Source organism: Salinicola avicenniae (assembly GCF_023736115.1).
Classification (GTDB): domain Bacteria; phylum Pseudomonadota; class Gammaproteobacteria; order Pseudomonadales; family Halomonadaceae; genus Salinicola; species Salinicola avicenniae.
Genome location: NZ_JAKQZC010000007.1, coordinates 61,799 through 77,330, shown reverse-complemented (window position 1 = coordinate 77,330; position 15,532 = coordinate 61,799). Strand labels below are relative to the sequence as shown.

Sequence of the window (15,532 nt, the reverse complement as noted above, 5' to 3'; positions counted from 1 at the left end):
ATTTTGACGCCAACGCGACGTTGTTCACGCCGACGTGACGATGGCAATGGGGACACCAGCACATGGCTACTTTGCACAAGACACCCAAACGGGTCGTCATGCACCGCTGGCACTGGCGGGGCAAGAACCTGCGCGGCGAGACCGTCAGCGGCGAGCTGGTGGCTGCCGACGCGACAGAGGTGCGCAAGGAACTGGCGCGTCAAAAGATTATCGTCAAGCGGGTCACGCGCAAAACGGGACTGTTCGGCCTTGGCCGCATTCGTTCCCGCGACGTCACCCTGTTCGCACGCCAGATGGCGACCATGATTCGCGCCGGCATCCCCTTGCTGCAGGCCTGTCGCGTGGTCGCGGAAACCCTGAAGAATCCGGCCATGCGCAATCTGGTCGAAAACCTGGCCAACGATATCAGTGCCGGTGCCAGCTTTTCGGAGGCGCTATCGCGGCATCCAGCGCGCTTTGATCGAATGTTCATCGCCATGGTGGCCGCCGGCGAACAGGCCGGTGCACTCGACCGCATGCTCGAGCGCATCGCCAGCTACCGCGAGAAGATCGAGACACTGAAGGGACGGATTCGCAAGGCACTCTACTACCCCACCGCCGTCATCGCCGTGGGTATCGGCGTCACCGCCCTCTTGTTGATTAAAGTGGTACCGCAGTTCGAGAGTCTGTTTGCCAGCTTCGGCGCTGACCTGCCCGCCTTCACGCGGATGACGATCCACCTCTCCGAACTGGCGCAGGCTTACTGGTGGCAGGCCATTCTGGCGATGATAGCCGCCGGGTTCCTGCTCAAGCATCTCGCCAGCCGCTCGGACACCTTCGCTTACCGGCTGCACGCGCTGCTGCTGCGCCTGCCGGTGCTGGGCAATATCGTCGACAAGGGATCGATCGCCCGTTTCTCGCGCACCTTGGCAACGACCTTCAGCGCCGGCATCCCGCTGGTCGAGGCGCTCGAGACCGCCACCGGCGCCACCGGCAACCGGGTCCATCAACGTGCACTGACCAACATTCGCGAAGACGTCGGCAACGGTCAGCAGCTTAACTTCGCCATGCGCCGCACGCGCGTGTTTCCGATCATGGCAGTACAGATGGTCAGTATCGGCGAAGAGGCCGGCGAACTGGAGACCATGCTCGACAAGGTTGCGGAGTTCTACGAGGAGGAGGTCGACAACCAGGTCGATGCCCTGACCTCCCTGCTGGAACCCTTGATTATCGTGGTGCTCGGCGTGCTGGTGGGCGGACTGGTGACCTCCATGTATCTACCCATTTTCCAGATGGGCTCCGCCATCTAGCAACTGAACGGCGCTCGCTCGACCGGTTGCCTGCCCAGAAACGCCGGGGAACGGCAAGGGAGAAGAACCCGCAACCAAAGCCCAGCCGAGGACTCCCCATCCGGCCACAAGGACAAGTCGTCGCGTCGTTTTTTCGGTAACCACGGCCTGTCTGGCATCCGGTTCAGGGTCGTGGGGCACGCTTGACCATCGCGATGCGTTACCCTAAGCCCCTCTATTGATCCGTCTTGCTGGAGTTTCCGTTGTTCCCATTGTCTCCTCTGCTGACCTGGCCGCTGGCCTTCGTGCTCGGCGCCGTGCTCGGCAGCTTTCTCAACGTGGTCATCGTGCGCTTGCCGGTGATGCTGATGCGCCGCTGGCGCACCGAGGCCCAAGAAGCCCTGGCGCTAGAACCGGACAGCATGCCGACCTACAATCTGGCGACGCCCCGCTCCCACTGCCCGGGCTGCGGCCACTTCATCGCCTGGCACGACAACCTGCCGGTGATTGGCTGGCTCAAGCGCCGCGGGCGCTGCGCGGCCTGCGGCACGCGCATCAGCATCCAGTATCCGATGATCGAACTGATCGCCGCGACGCTGGCCTTGGCCATCGTCGCCGGACACGGGGTGAGCTGGGCCAGCCTGTGGCTGCTCGGTGCCTGCCTGGCGCTGCTGGCCCTGGCGGTCATCGACTGGCGCACGCAGCTGCTGCCCGATGCGATCACGCTGCCGCTCCTGTGGGCCGGGTTGCTCTATCAGTGGCTGTTCGCGCCGTGGCAGCTGGAAGGCGCCGTTTTAGGTGCCGTCTCCGGCTATCTGTCGCTCTGGCTGGTCTACTGGCTGTTCAAGTTCGCCACCGGAAAAGAAGGAATGGGCTACGGAGACTTCAAGCTGATGGCCGCCCTGGGGGCCTGGCTCGGCTGGCAGGCGCTGCCCCTGCTGCTGCTGCTGTCGGCCGGCGTCGGAGCGCTGGTAGGCATGACGTTGATAGCGACTCGTCGCCAACAGCGCGACCAACCGCTCCCCTTCGGCCCGTTCATCGCACTGGCCGGCTGGATTGCGCTACTGGTCGGCGAGCCACTGCTACACGGCTATCGTGCGCTGCTGCTGGGAGGCATCTGATGCCCATACCGACACCCTCGCGACACGTCCCGGTCATCGGGCTGACCGGCGGTATCGGCGCGGGCAAGAGCGCGGTGGCACGCTGCTTCGGCGAGCATGGCGTTGGCTGGGTCGACGCCGACGATGTGGCCCGCGAGATCGTGATGCCGGGAGAACCGGCGCTTGCCGAGATCGTCTCGCGTCACGGACCGGCGATTCTGCAGGCTGACGGCCAGCTCGACCGTCGAGCCCTGCGCAACCGCGTCTTCGAGGACCCGGTAGAGCGGCGCTGGCTCGAGCAGACCACGCATCCGCGTATTCGCCAGCGCCTACACGACCATCTACAGCGCCTGCGCGAGAGCGGTTCGCCCTACTGCCTGCTGGTCTCGCCGCTGCTGATCGAGACCGATCAGCGACAGATAGTCGACCGGATATTGGTCGTGGATGTGCCGGAGGCGACCCAACTGGCGCGTACCGCCACACGCGACGGCGTGGAACACCGACAGATCGAGGCGATCATGGCCGCGCAGAGCTCGCGCGACACCCGCCTTGCAGCGGCCGATGACGTCATCGACAATAGCGGTGATCGACAATCCCTGCAGACTCAAGTCGACCGGTTGGACGCATATTATCGCCAGCTGGCGTCGTCATTCTCGAGAATTCATCAGCCATGAACCAACGCAACGATCACTCCGATGATCGCGACGTGCTGACCGTGCGTTGCCCGCAGTGCCAGACCGCCGTGGCCTGGTCCACCGACAACCCCTACCGGCCTTTCTGCTCTAAACGCTGCCGCCTGATTGATCTCGGCGCCTGGGCCGACGGTTCGCACCGCATCCCCGGCGAACCGCACATGGACGAAACCGAGCTCGATACCCTGATCGACAAGCTGGAGCGCGGCGAGTAGCCGTCACACCCGCGTTTCGATCAACCAGACGAGAGAATCCGAGCGAGGCAGTCCAAACAAGGCAGCCTAAACGACAACGCCGCACCCTTGGGTGCGGCGTTGTCGTCATCAGGATGGCCAGTCACCCGGCCGGCTCACCGACAACCAAGCTTAGGCGTCGTCGCGCCAGAAGTCGCGAATCGAGGCGATCCCCTGCGCGCCCACGCCGCGCGCCTGATTGGCGTGGTGGCGTGTCATGCCACCCAGCGCAAAGACCGGCATCGCCGCGGTTTCCACCATCTGCTGGAAGTCGTGCCAGCCCAGCGTGATCACACCCGGATGCGAAGGCGTCGGCGCCAGTGGCGATAGCGTGACGAAATCACAGTCGAGGCGACCGGCTTGAGTCAGTTGTTCGTCGTCATGGGTCGAGGCGCCCAGCCATTTATGCGCCGGAATCGGGCGCCCCTTGAGCGCCATCAGCCGTGCGCTGGTCAGATGGATGCCGTCGGCGTCGACACGCTCGAGCCACGCCGGGTCGGCGTTCAGCAACAGCTTGGCACCATGCTCTCGGCACAACGCCAGCGTCTTCTCTGCCCGCACCTGGTAAGCCTCGTCGTCGAGACCCTTGGCGCGCAGCTGAACCAGGCGAATGCCATCTTCCTTCAGTGCCCGCTCCAGCCGCTGCAGAAAGACCTCGTCGCTCACCTCCTCGGCGGTGATGAGGTACTCCTGCGGCAGCGCGACGGCGCGCAGAATCGGTAGGTTGGCCGCCGGAAAAGGGTAGTTCGGCAGTTCATCGACATCGACCCAGCGCACCGGCTGGCCTTCGCGGCCGTAGGGCTCACCCTCGTATTCACGCACCTGCCAGACATCGAGCAGAATATGCTTGTCGGCATACTCGTGATGCACACGGATCAGCGGCTGTGCGCGCTGAATCTCGATACCGAGCTCCTCGCTCAACTCCCGCTTGAGCGCCTCGAAGCCGGTCTCGTAGGGCGCCAACTTGCCCCCCGGGAACTCCCAAAGACCGCCTTGATCGACGGTTGCCGGCCGTCTGGCGATCAGTACCCGGCCATCGCCACGGACGATGGCGGCGGCCGCTACATGGACCCGTCTCTTGATCATCTTGCTAAGTCTCTCGAACCACTGAACTGGGTTGGATGGAAAGGATCAGCTGCGGTAATCCGCATTGATCGATACGTAGTCGTGGGACAGATCCGATGTCCATACCGTGGCGGCTTCCTCGCCACGGCCTAGCCGAATGCGGATGATGATCTCTTCCTGAGCCATCACTCGACTGCCCGCGTCCTCGGTATAACTCTCGGCGCGACCGCCATGTTCGACCAGACGCACATCGCCCAGGTCGATCACGATCCGCTCGACGTCCAGGTTCGCCACGGGCGCGCGCCCGACCGCTGCCAGGATTCGCCCCCAGTTGGCGTCGGAAGCGTAGATCGCCGTCTTCACCAGTGGCGAGTGCGCCACCGTAAAGGCCACGGCACGCGCCTCTTCCACACTACCGGCCTCTTCGACCGCGAGCGTAACGAACTTGGTCGCCCCTTCGGCATCCCGAATAATCGCCTGGGCCAGCTCGGTCAGCACCCGCGTCAGCGCCTCGCGGAAGCGGGCCTCGTCGTCCGCCGTTGTCACGGAGGCACCACGCCCGGTGGCGATCAACGTGCAGGCGTCGTTGGTCGAGGTATCGGAATCCACGGTGATCGAATTGAACGATACCTTCACGGCATCGCGCAGCCACGCCTGCAGCTTGGCCGGCTCGACCGTCGCGTCACAGGCCACGAAGCCGAGCATCGTCGCCATGTTGGGCTGGATCATGCCCGAGCCCTTGCTGATCCCGTTGATCGTGACCGTACCACCGCTGAGTTCGACCTGCGTCGTGGCCCCCTTGGGGCGAGTATCGGTGGTCAGAATGCCTTCCGCCGCACTGGCCCAGTGCCGTTCGTCGAGTGCCGCGAAAGCTTGTGGCAGACCCGCGGCGATACGCTCGACCGGCAGCGGTTCACCGATGACCCCGGTGGAAAACGGCAGCACCTGCTGTCCACTCACGCCAGCCAGTTCGGCCAGGGCCTGACAGCAGCGCTCGGCATCCTGTTGCCCGCGCGCGCCGGTACCGGCATTGGCATTGCCGGTATTGACGAGCAGATAGCGGGGCGCCGCCTGCCCCAGATGATCGCGTGCCACGTGAACCGGTGCGGCACAGAAGGCGTTGCGCGTGAAGGTTGCCGCCACCGCCGCCCCGTCGGGAATCTCGATAACCACGAGATCGCGACGATCCGGTTTCTTGATACCGGCCATCGCCGAGCCCAGCCGAACACCCTCGATCACCGGCATCTCGGGGAATATCGCCTCGCCTACTGCCATGTCGTCCTCTCCTCGCGGGCACGCCAGCGGCGTGCCGTGACTGTCTCAGTTCAGCTTGCCGTGACACTGCTTGTATTTCTTGCCGGACCCGCACGGGCAAGGATCGTTACGCCCCACCTTGGGCCCCTCGCGACGCACCGGCTGCGCGTTCTCGTCACCTTCGGCCGACGCGGGCTCCGCGCCTTCGGCGGTCTCCTGAGCGGCGGCGATGGCTTCTTCGTGCACCGACTGGCTGGCCGCCTTCTCGCGCTCCAGCGCCTCACGCCGCTGACGTTCGAGATCTTCGACCTCTTCCTGACGGCGGACCTGAACATGGCTGAGGATGCGCGTGACGTCATGCTTGATGTTGTAGAGCAGCGACTGGAACAGCTCGAAGGCCTCGCGCTTGTACTCCTGCTTGGGATTCTTCTGGGCGTAGCCGCGCAGGTGAATACCGCGACGCAGGTGATCCATCGACTGCAGATGCTCCTTCCAGCGCGTGTCGAGCACCTGCAGCATCACCTGCTTCTCGAAGCGGCGCATCATCTCTTCGCCGATCGCCTCGACCTTGGCTGCATATTGGCCGCGATGCTGATCGAGCAAGCGCTGGCGCAGCAGTTCCTCGTTGAAATGCGGATCTTCCTCGGCCCACTGCTCCAGCGGCAAATCGAGGTTGAACGCCTGCTTGAGCTGATCCTGGAGACCGGCCAGCTCCCACTGCTCCGGCAGGCTCTGCGGCGGCACGTACTCGGCGATAGTCTGCACTAGCACCTCGTCGCGGATGCTGGCCACGTTATCGGAGATATCATCGGCCGCGAGGATTTCGTCGCGCTGATCGTAGATGACCCGGCGCTGATCGTTGGCGACATCATCGTACTCGAGCAGCTGCTTGCGGATGTCGAAGTTGCGACCTTCGACCTTCTTCTGTGCCCGCTCGACGGCATTGGAAACCATCTTGTGCTCGATCGCCTCGCCGCGCTCGAGGCCCAGCGCCCCCATGAGACGCTGCACGCGATCGGACCCGAACAGGCGCATCAGATTGTCTTCCAGTGACAGGAAGAAACGGGTCGACCCTGGATCGCCCTGGCGTCCCGAACGGCCACGCAGCTGGTTGTCGATACGCCGCGACTCGTGACGCTCGGAGCCGATCACGTGCAGACCGCCAGCTTCCAGCACCGCGTCGTGGCGCTGCTGCCATTCGGCCTTGAGCTCGGCGATCTGTGCGTCGCTCGGCGATTCGAGCTTGGCCACCTCGGCTTCCCAGTTACCGCCGAGCACGATGTCGGTGCCACGTCCGGCCATGTTGGTGGCGATCGTGACCGCCCCCGGCCGACCGGCCTGCGCGATGATCTCCGCCTCGCTGTCGTGCTGCTTGGCGTTGAGAACATTGTGAGGGATCTTCTGGTCCCGCATCAGCTTGGCAAGGTATTCGGACGTTTCGATCGATGCCGTCCCCACCAGCACCGGGCGTTCGGCCTCGCGCTGCGTCTTGACGTCCTCGATGATCGCCTCGAACTTCTCTTCGGCGCTCATATAGACCAGATCGTTCAGGTCCTGACGCGCCAACGGCCGGTTGGTCGGGATGATCAGGACGTCGAGACCGTAGATATGGTTGAACTCGAACGCTTCGGTGTCGGCCGTCCCGGTCATGCCGGCCAGCTTGTCGTAAAGGCGGAAGTAGTTCTGGAACGTGGTCGAGGCCAGCGTCTGGCTTTCGCGCTGGATCGGTACGTTCTCCTTCGCCTCGACGGCCTGGTGCAGACCTTCCGACCAGCGCCGTCCCGGCATCGTGCGGCCGGTGTGCTCATCGACGATCACGACCTGGTTGTTCGAGACGATATAGTCGACATCGCGCTGATAGAGACAGCGGGCTCGCAGGGCAGAGTGAATATGCTGCAGCAGCCCCAGATTCTGCGCCGCGTAGAGCGAGTCATCCGTCTTCAGAAGACCGGCGTCGCGCATCAATTGCTCGACCTTCTGGTGCCCCTCCTCGGTGAGCTCGACCTGCTTTTGCTTCTCGTCGACGAGGAAGTCGCCGCTGCTCGGATCCTCCTCGTCGGTGCACTGTACGAGCTGGCCCGAAAGACCGTGAATGGTGCGGTAGAGCTCGACATCCTCCTCGACGGGACCGGAGATGATCAACGGTGTCCGCGCCTCGTCGATCAGAATCGAGTCGACCTCATCGATAATCGCGAAATGAAGCGGACGCTGGACCTTGTCCTGCATCGAGAACGCCATGTTGTCGCGCAGATAGTCGAAGCCGTATTCGTTGTTGGTACCGTAGGTGATATCGCAGGCGTAGGCCTGACGCTTCTCCTCGTTGGGCTGGCCGGAGGCGATCACGCCGACCGACAGGCCCAGAAATTCGTAGAGCGGACGCATCCAGTTCGCATCACGACTGGCGAGATAGTCGTTGACCGTGACCACGTGCACGCCTTTGCCGCGCAGGGCATTGAAGTAGACCGCCAGCGTGCCGACCAGCGTCTTGCCCTCACCGGTCTTCATCTCGGCGATGCGCCCCTCGTGCAGGGCCATGCCGCCGACCATCTGCACATCGAAATGGCGCATACCGAGCACGCGCTGGCTCGCCTCGCGCACCACGGCAAAGGCTTCGGCCAGTAGCGCGTCGTGTTTCTCGCCGGCGTCGAGACGCTGACGGAATTCGGCGGTCTTGGCGGCAAGCGCCTGGTCGTCCAGCGAGGAAATCGACGCCTCGAGCGCGTTGATCGCGGCGACCTGCTTGTGCATCCGTTTGACTTCACGGTCGTTCTTGGAACCGACCAGTTTGCGTACCAATACGTTCAACATGATGTTTTCCTGCGAGATTCAGAGGCAACGATGCCAGGCGGCACCCCTGCCGGTAACAATGAAACGACGAATCCTGAATCAGGCAGGTCGTGGCGGGCCACGCCGGGAGAGCACATCGTGCGCCGCGCTCGGCACGCGCCATGGCGGTGGGCCGGGCAGGATGAACTGCAACGACGAGCGGAAGCGTATTACGGGACGCGGATGAATGGGCGACTTGGCGGCCCGGCGGGACTCGGCACGAATCGCCTCCGGCGCCATCAGGTAGACCTGCGTCAGGCGCTCGGCGAGCCGCATCGCCTCCGCATGCACCAGGCCGGCGGGCAACAGGCAGCCGACCAGCACACTGGCCAGCCACCAATGGGCTCGCTGCCGGGGGCGCCAGATGGCGCCGCGCTGACCGGACTGCGCTGGGACCGAAGTCATGCTGTCGACGAACTCCGCGTCGTGATAGGTTAGGCGGGTCACTCCCCACCGCGTGCAAGCCGATGAGTATAAAGGCTAAGCGTTTTCGAGCCCAGCCCGTTTCCCGACTCCTCGACCAGCCCGGCGGGCTGGGAGACGTCATGCGCATGGCCGCGATGATCGAACGCGCTCAACACCACCTGCGCGCCAATGTGCCACCGGACGTGGCGGCACATATCCATGTCGGCGGCTATCATCAAGGCGTACTGACACTGATTACCGATCGCGCAGCCTGGCTGACCTGGTTGCGCTACGAGCAACCGCGCCTGCTGCAGTTGCTGCATCAGCTGCCGGGATTCGAGGCCGTGATGAAGCTGTCACTCAAGGTGCGTCCGGTTCGACCGGTCAAGATCGCCACCCGCCAACATCGCCAACTGTCACCCGCCGGTGCCGACGCCCTGAGACACTGTGCTGAAGGGCTGGAAGACTCCCCGCTCAAGCGCTCACTGACGCGGCTCGCCGCCCACGGCGACACCGACACCGACACCGACACCGACACATAAGCGCACACTCGTTCCGCGACGCTCGATACCGTCCTTCCGAATTCGCGAGAACGCGCCTAACGCCCTGATCGAACCGCCTTAACGCAAAACGCCGCCGACGAAAATCGTCGGCGGCGTCAGCAACATCACACCCGCAGGGGAACATTACGCCATCGCAGGTGCCGCGTAGGAGATAGGGGCCGGCTGACTGGCCTCTTCGAACGTCACGATCTCGTAGGCATCCGGCTGTGCCAGCAGTTCGCGGCAGAGCTGGTTGTTGAGGCCGTGACCAGACTTGTAGCCGCGGAACTCGCCGATCAAGCTATGCCCCAGCTGGTAAAGATCGCCGATGGCATCCAGCATCTTGTGCTTGACGAACTCATCTTCGTAACGCAGGCCATCCTGGTTCACGATGCGGTAGTCGTCGACTACGATAGCGTTGTCCAAGCTTCCGCCCAATGCCAGATTCTGTGAACGCAGGAACTCAAGGTCACGCATGAAGCCGAACGTCCGCGCGCGCGACACCTCCTTGACAAAAGAGGTCGTGGAAAAATCCACGCTGGCCGTCTGCTTCTGCTGCTCGAAAACGGGGTGGTCGAAGTCGATGGCAAAACTGACCTTGAAGCCACTATGCGGCAAGAAGGTCGCCCGCTTGCCATCATCCGTCACCGTTACTTCCCGCTTGATGCGAATGAACTGCTTCGGCGCCGCCTGCTCGGCAATACCGGCAGACTGAATCAGGAAAACGAACGGGCCGGCGCTACCGTCCATGATCGGTACTTCCGCAGCACTCAATTCAACGTAGGCATTGTCGATACCCAAACCCGCAAACGCGGACATCAGGTGTTCCACCGTCGCCACTTTCACCCCATCCTGTGACAGCGCCGTGCACAGGGTGGTATCAGTCACGCACTGGGCGTCGGCCGGAATGTAAACGACGGGGTCCAGATCGGTACGCACGAACACGATACCCGTATTGGGTGCCGCCGGTCGCAGCGTCAGATACACTTTTTCTCCGGAATGGAGCCCCACGCCCGTGGCGCGGATCGTGTTCTGCAACGTTCGTTGTTTGATCATGGCATCGACCTGGCAGTCAAATAGTTTGGAAACGGTGTTCACTATAACATCAACACCTCTCTCCGACAAACAGTTCAACGTGACAGAATGATGACGCCGATCAACACCGACGCATCAATCCGCCTGACGTCGCAAGAATGCCGGGATATCGAGGTAGTCGTCCATCTCGGACGCCTTGCGCTTCTCCGGCTGGGGCTTCTTCGCCGCGGCCTCCTGCTCGGCGCGCGCAGCCTGCTGACGCATGACGGCCGGCTGCTGCAGCTTGCGATAATCGGTCGGCTCGGGGCGTGAAGCCGGCGTCTCGCGCGGAATGGCTTTTTCCTGCTGCGCGTCCAGCCCGGCGGCAACAACGGTCACGCGCAGCTCGTCGGACATTTCCATATCGATGGACGTCCCCACCACGATGGTCGCGTCCTGAGAAGCGAACTCCTGAACGGTTGCGCCGACGTCGTTGAATTCGCCGATGGAGAGATCGGGACCAGCAGTGATATTGACCAGGATACCGCGGGCACCGTGCAGGTCGATATCTTCCAGCAGCGGGCTGCGGATCGCCTTTTCGGCCGCTTCACGCGCACGATTCTCACCCGTGGCCGCGCCGGTGCCCATCATGGCCATGCCCATCTCGGACATCACGGTGCGCACGTCAGCAAAGTCGACGTTGATGATACCCGGGCTGGTGATCAGCTCGGCGATTCCCTGAACGGCCCCCAGCAGCACGTCATTGGCTGCACTGAAGGCGGTCAGCAGACTGGCATTCTTGCCCAGGACGGAGAGCAACTTCTCGTTGGGGATGGTGATCAGCGAGTCGACGTATTCGGACAGCGCCTTCATCCCTTCCTCGGCGGCACGCATGCGCTTCGGTCCCTCGAACGGGAACGGACGCGTGACGACCGCCACGGTCAGAATACCCAGCTCTTTGGCGACCTGGGCGACGACGGGGGCGCCACCGGTGCCAGTACCGCCGCCCATGCCGGCAGTAATGAAAACCATATCGGCGCCCTGAAGCATCTCGGCAATGCGCTCGCGATCTTCCATCGCAGCCTGGCGCCCCACCTCGGGGTTGGCGCCGGCGCCTAGCCCCTTGGTAATCTCGCCACCAAGCTGCAGGACAGTCTTGGCGGCCACTCGCTTGAGGGCCTGGGCATCGGTGTTGGCGCAGATGAACTCGACGCCTTCGATATTGCTCTCGACCATGTGGTTGACGGCGTTACCGCCGCCGCCGCCGACACCGATGACCTTGATGACTGCACTACTGGAAGGTGCATTATCTACTAGTTCGAACATTGCCCCGTCTCCAAGACCGCTTGCGGCCTGTCAGAAATTTCCTTTAAACCAGCCTTTGAGTCGCTCCAGCGACGAGACCTCATCCTTGGTACCGCGCCGGGGAAGTGAATCTTCCCGTTGAGGCTGGGCTGATACTGCGCGAGAGTGCTTGGCGTCTTGCATTCCGTAGAGTAGCAAACCTACCCCCGTCGAATAAATCGGGTTACGTACCACGTCGGCCAAGCCCCGGACGTTGTACGGACAGGCAATGCGAACCGGCATGTGGAATATCTCTTCCGCCAGCTCGACTACGCCTTCCATGCGGGCGGTCCCCCCCGTCAAGACCACACCCGCTGCGACCAGATCCTCGTAGCCGCTCCGGCGAAGCTCTTCCCGGACCAGCGTAAACAGTTCCTCGTAGCGCGGCTCGACCACTTCCGCCAGCGCCTGTCGAGACAGATCCCTCGCCGGGCGATCGCCGACGCTGGGCACCTTGATCATCTCGTCACTGCTGGCCATCTGCGTCAACGCACAGGCGTACTTGACCTTGATATCTTCGGCGTACTGCGTCGGTGTGCGCAGCGCCATGGCGATGTCGTTGGTCACCTGGTCGCCGGCGATGGGGATGACCGCCGTATGTCGAATCGCGCCTTCGGTGAAGACTGCGATATCGGTGGTACCGCCACCGATATCGACCATGCAAACGCCGAGTTCGCGCTCGTCCTCGGTCAGAACGGCATGACTCGAAGCGAGCTGTTCGAGAATGATGTCGTCGACTTCCAGTCCACAACGACGTACACACTTCTCGATGTTCTGTACCGCATTGAGCGCGGCGGTCACCAGATGGACCCGTGCCTCGAGACGCACCCCGGACATGCCCAGCGGCTCGCGGATACCCTCCTGGGTATCGATCGCGAACTCCTGAGGAATGACGTGCAAGACACGCTGCCCTTCGGAAATGGCTCGGGCTCGCGCCGAATCGATGACCCGTTCGATATCGGTCTGCGCGACTTCGCGCTCCTTGATCGCCACCACGCCGTCGGAATTCATCGAGCTGATGTGGCTGCCGGCGATACCGACATAGACCGAATGGATATCGCAACCCGCCATCAGCTCGGCTTCCTCGACGGCGCGCTGAATGGACTGCACGGTCGATTCGATATTGATGACCACCCCTTTCTTCATGCCACGAGAGGGATGGGAGCCGATGCCGGCAATCTCCAGCCCGCCATCGTCAGTGGGTTGCCCCACGATGGCGACCACCTTGGATGTTCCGATATCCAGCCCGACCACCATATTGGAAGCGTTGGATTGTCCTGCCATAGGTCGGGATCGCTCCTGAAACTGCACCGATAAAACCCGTCGAAAATGGGCTAATAAAGAATGACGCTTATTATAGGAACAAGCGACGTGGTTTCACCACCCCAAGCGGGAAACAAACGCCACATTAAGGCCTTTTTCTTTAAAAGGGAAACCGGAAAGGAGTTAGGCATGTCGCCGCCGGGCGACTCGGGCGACGAAAGTGGCAAGCCAGGCGACCGATGAAAGCCGGCATGTGTCGATTTAGCCGCGCAATCAAACGCCGACATCAGCGTCAATGCAATCCATCCAACCCGCGCCACCCGTAGGCTAGAACGCATGTTACTGTCGCCCTGATCCTCTGACTATTGCGAGGATGTCGTTGCGGTTTCACCGTGCCAGGCAACGGAAACGCCGTTGGGATAACGCAAATCGATGTAGCGTATTCGCGACGCCTGCTCACCCAACTGTCGCTTCCAGGCGGCAATAAAACGCGCGAGTCGGGCATCGAGATCGGCCCGCCCCAGAATCACCCAGACACCGTCGTCGACCTGAAAGCGCCAGGCGCCTCGAGGTTCCAGACGTAGCTGCGTGATCGTCAGCCCCAGATCGGCGAGCGTCCGGCGCAGCGAGTCATAGTAGGAAAGCACCTCTCTGCCGGTATCCTGCGGCCCGCCGAGATCCGGCAGACGCCGTCCCAGATCGGTCACCGGCCCCGGGGGGAAAGGCTGTCCCCGACTGTTGAGCAGCGAACTATCATTCCAGCGCGCTACCGGGTCCTGCTCGTAAAGCTCGAAACGCAGGGCGTTCGGCCACTGACGAGAGACGCTAACCTCGCGCAGCCAGCCAATGTTTCGCGCTTCCTCGCGCAGGTCCGCAAGCGAAATGGATAGCCAGGTGTGGCCACGGACCAGCGGTGCCAGCTCCTGCTGCAGGTAGCCGGCGCTGACATGACGCAGATCGCCACTGATCGAGACCCGCGCGATCGGCTTGTCGAGCCAGAGCCAGAGCGCACGCCCCCCCGCACCGACGAGCACGACGATCATCAACACGCCAAGCAGTGTGCCTCGAGCGCTGGTGGTCATGCCCGCTCTCCCCTCAAAGCGACACCTCGTCGAGATCCAGCGCACTGCTGGCCAGCCGCTGCGCGATGCCACCGATATCGCCGGCTCCCTGCGTGATCAGGATATCGCCCGGACGCAGCACTCGCGCCAGAATCCCTGGCAGCGCGGCCTTCTCCTCGACGAACAACGGATCGACCTGCCCCCGCTGGCGGATCGAGCCGGCGAGCATCCGCCCCTCGGCACCAGGAATCGGCGCTTCGCCCGCGCTATAGACATCAAGCAGCAGCAGCGTATCGACCCCGGACAGCACGCGCACGAACTCGTCGTAAAGATCCCGAGTCCGGGTGTAGCGATGCGGCTGATACAGCATGACCAGACGCCGCTCCGGCCATCCCGCGCGCACCGCGCGAATGATCATCTCCACTTCGCGCGGATGGTGGCCGTAATCGTCCACCAGCATCACTTCACCGCCGTCACGCAGCGGGAAATCCCCGTGCACCTGAAAACGACGACCCACGCCACCGAATGACGCCAGGCCGCGCACGATATCGGCGTCACCGACGCCCGCATCTGTCGCCACCGCGATCGCCGCCAGCGCGTTAAGTGCATTGTGTTCACCGGGCATGCCCAGCGTGATCTCCAGCGCCTCGAAACCGGCTGGCCGCTCGGCAACGAAATGTATCGTGCCGCCCTGCTGGTGGAAATCGCGGACCCGATAATCCGCATCCGCATCGAATCCATAGGTCACGAACTGCCGCTGAACCTGCGGCAGCAACTCGCGCACGTTATCGTCGTCGAGGCAGAGAACAGCCCGGCCATAGAACGGCAGGTTGTGCAAGAACTCGATGAACGTCGTCTTCAGACGAGAAAAGTCACCGTCGTAGGTCGCCATGTGATCGGCATCGATATTGGTCACGATCGATGTCATCGGCTGCAGATGCAGAAAGGACGCATCGGACTCATCGGCTTCGGCCACCAGAAAGTCTCCGGCCCCGAGCCGTGCGTTGGTGCCCGCACTGGTCAACTTGCCGCCGATGACAAAGGTCGGATCCAGCCCCGCCTCGGCAAACAGCGTCGACAACAGGCTGGTGGTCGTGGTCTTGCCATGTGTCCCGGCAACCGCGATGCCGTGACGAAAACGCATCAGCTCGGCCAGCATCTCTGCCCGCCGCACGACCGGTACGCGATGTTCGCGCGCCCACTGAATTTCGGGATTGGTCGGGTCCACTGCCGTCGACACGACAATGACATCGGCCCCCTCGGCGTTGACCGCGGCATGGCCGACGGCGACACGAATACCGCACTCTCGTAGATGGTGCGTTACCGGCGATTCCCGCAGATCGCTACCGCTGACCAGGTACCCCTCATTGGCCAGCACTTCGGCGATGCCGCACATGCCGGAGCCGCCGATGCCGACGAAATGGATGCCGCGGATGCGCCGCATTCCGAGATGCGAACGCGTGGG

General features: G+C 62.9%; 14 protein-coding genes. 5 read left to right on the top strand and 9 right to left on the bottom strand.

From position 1 onward, the window contains the following. Positions 1 to 62 precede the first annotated feature (62 nt). The 4 genes from MC381_RS17200 (at position 63) to yacG (ending at position 3,275) form a co-directional block, all read left to right on the top strand. On the top strand, positions 63 to 1,289 hold the full coding sequence (locus tag MC381_RS17200) for a type II secretion system F family protein (RefSeq protein WP_251978993.1): 1,227 nt from the start codon (positions 63 to 65) through the stop codon (positions 1,287 to 1,289). A 251-nt stretch (positions 1,290 to 1,540) separates the two neighbouring features. Then, positions 1,541 to 2,389, top strand: a complete 849-nt coding sequence (locus tag MC381_RS17195) for a prepilin peptidase (RefSeq protein WP_251978992.1) — start codon at positions 1,541 to 1,543, stop codon at positions 2,387 to 2,389. Then, the gene (coaE, locus tag MC381_RS17190; RefSeq protein WP_251978991.1) at positions 2,389 to 3,042 is read left to right on the top strand and encodes a dephospho-CoA kinase; all 654 of its coding nucleotides are present in this window, start codon (positions 2,389 to 2,391) and stop codon (positions 3,040 to 3,042) included. The genes MC381_RS17195 and coaE overlap by 1 nt, the downstream gene beginning before the upstream one ends. Then, positions 3,039 to 3,275, top strand: coding sequence for a DNA gyrase inhibitor YacG (gene yacG / locus MC381_RS17185; RefSeq protein ID WP_251978990.1), 237 nt, complete (start codon positions 3,039 to 3,041; stop codon positions 3,273 to 3,275). Before coaE ends, yacG begins: the two co-directional genes overlap by 4 nt. A 150-nt stretch (positions 3,276 to 3,425) precedes the next feature. Here the strand turns inward: yacG and MC381_RS17180 are convergent, their stop codons facing one another. The 4 genes from MC381_RS17180 to MC381_RS17165 all read right to left on the bottom strand — a co-directional run bounded on the left by MC381_RS17180 (position 3,426) and on the right by MC381_RS17165 (position 8,843). Next, positions 3,426 to 4,379 carry a Nudix family hydrolase gene (locus MC381_RS17180; RefSeq protein WP_251978989.1) on the bottom strand — a complete coding sequence of 318 codons (954 nt, stop codon included), beginning with the start codon at positions 4,377 to 4,379 and terminating at the stop codon, positions 3,426 to 3,428. Between the two features lie 45 nt (positions 4,380 to 4,424). Continuing rightward, positions 4,425 to 5,633: a bifunctional glutamate N-acetyltransferase/amino-acid acetyltransferase ArgJ gene (gene argJ / locus MC381_RS17175; RefSeq protein ID WP_251978988.1), complete on the bottom strand. Its 1,209-nt coding sequence runs from the start codon at positions 5,631 to 5,633 to the stop codon at positions 4,425 to 4,427. Positions 5,634 to 5,678: 45 nt separating this feature from the next. Beyond that, positions 5,679 to 8,420, bottom strand: a complete 2,742-nt coding sequence (gene secA, locus MC381_RS17170; RefSeq protein ID WP_251978987.1) for a preprotein translocase subunit SecA — start codon at positions 8,418 to 8,420, stop codon at positions 5,679 to 5,681. A gap of 78 nt (positions 8,421 to 8,498) precedes the next feature. Continuing rightward, the gene (locus MC381_RS17165) at positions 8,499 to 8,843 is read right to left on the bottom strand and encodes a hypothetical protein (protein WP_251978986.1); all 345 of its coding nucleotides are present in this window, start codon (positions 8,841 to 8,843) and stop codon (positions 8,499 to 8,501) included. Between the two features lie 140 nt (positions 8,844 to 8,983). On the opposite strand from MC381_RS17165, the gene MC381_RS17160 reads away from it, so the two are divergent. Then, positions 8,984 to 9,385: a DUF721 domain-containing protein gene (locus MC381_RS17160; RefSeq protein ID WP_319022849.1), complete on the top strand. Its 402-nt coding sequence runs from the start codon at positions 8,984 to 8,986 to the stop codon at positions 9,383 to 9,385. Positions 9,386 to 9,529: 144 nt separating this feature from the next. On the opposite strand, the gene lpxC is transcribed toward MC381_RS17160, so the two are convergent. From lpxC to murC, 5 genes are all read right to left on the bottom strand, one after another. Then, positions 9,530 to 10,441: a UDP-3-O-acyl-N-acetylglucosamine deacetylase gene (gene lpxC, locus MC381_RS17155; RefSeq protein WP_251979069.1), complete on the bottom strand. Its 912-nt coding sequence runs from the start codon at positions 10,439 to 10,441 to the stop codon at positions 9,530 to 9,532. Positions 10,442 to 10,555: 114 nt separating this feature from the next. Beyond that, positions 10,556 to 11,725: a cell division protein FtsZ gene (ftsZ, locus tag MC381_RS17150; RefSeq protein WP_251978984.1), complete on the bottom strand. Its 1,170-nt coding sequence runs from the start codon at positions 11,723 to 11,725 to the stop codon at positions 10,556 to 10,558. Positions 11,726 to 11,755: 30 nt separating this feature from the next. Continuing rightward, positions 11,756 to 13,027: a cell division protein FtsA gene (gene ftsA / locus MC381_RS17145; RefSeq protein ID WP_251978983.1), complete on the bottom strand. Its 1,272-nt coding sequence runs from the start codon at positions 13,025 to 13,027 to the stop codon at positions 11,756 to 11,758. 341 nt (positions 13,028 to 13,368) lie between these two features. Next, positions 13,369 to 14,088 (bottom strand): cell division protein FtsQ/DivIB, encoded by a 720-nt coding sequence (locus tag MC381_RS17140; protein ID WP_251978982.1) that lies wholly within the window; start codon positions 14,086 to 14,088, stop codon positions 13,369 to 13,371. A 13-nt stretch (positions 14,089 to 14,101) separates the two neighbouring features. Then, on the bottom strand, positions 14,102 to 15,511 hold the full coding sequence (gene murC / locus MC381_RS17135) for a UDP-N-acetylmuramate--L-alanine ligase (RefSeq protein WP_251979068.1): 1,410 nt from the start codon (positions 15,509 to 15,511) through the stop codon (positions 14,102 to 14,104). Positions 15,512 to 15,532: the final 21 nt, after the last annotated feature.

Coding starts and splice junctions, on each gene's coding strand:
- MC381_RS17200 (WP_251978993.1), top strand. CDS start 63: ATGGCTACTTTGCACAAGACACCCAAACGGGTCGTCATGCACCGCTGG.
- coaE (WP_251978991.1), top strand. CDS start 2,389: ATGCCCATACCGACACCCTCGCGACACGTCCCGGTCATCGGGCTGACC.
- yacG (WP_251978990.1), top strand. CDS start 3,039: ATGAACCAACGCAACGATCACTCCGATGATCGCGACGTGCTGACCGTG.
- MC381_RS17180 (WP_251978989.1), bottom strand. CDS start 4,379: ATGATCAAGAGACGGGTCCATGTAGCGGCCGCCGCCATCGTCCGTGGC.
- argJ (WP_251978988.1), bottom strand. CDS start 5,633: ATGGCAGTAGGCGAGGCGATATTCCCCGAGATGCCGGTGATCGAGGGT.
- secA (WP_251978987.1), bottom strand. CDS start 8,420: ATGTTGAACGTATTGGTACGCAAACTGGTCGGTTCCAAGAACGACCGT.
- MC381_RS17165 (WP_251978986.1), bottom strand. CDS start 8,843: ATGACTTCGGTCCCAGCGCAGTCCGGTCAGCGCGGCGCCATCTGGCGC.
- MC381_RS17160 (WP_319022849.1), top strand. CDS start 8,984: ATGCGCATGGCCGCGATGATCGAACGCGCTCAACACCACCTGCGCGCC.
- lpxC (WP_251979069.1), bottom strand. CDS start 10,441: ATGATCAAACAACGAACGTTGCAGAACACGATCCGCGCCACGGGCGTG.
- ftsZ (WP_251978984.1), bottom strand. CDS start 11,725: ATGTTCGAACTAGTAGATAATGCACCTTCCAGTAGTGCAGTCATCAAG.
- ftsA (WP_251978983.1), bottom strand. CDS start 13,027: ATGGCAGGACAATCCAACGCTTCCAATATGGTGGTCGGGCTGGATATC.
- MC381_RS17140 (WP_251978982.1), bottom strand. CDS start 14,088: ATGACCACCAGCGCTCGAGGCACACTGCTTGGCGTGTTGATGATCGTC.
- murC (WP_251979068.1), bottom strand. CDS start 15,511: ATGCGGCGCATCCGCGGCATCCATTTCGTCGGCATCGGCGGCTCCGGC.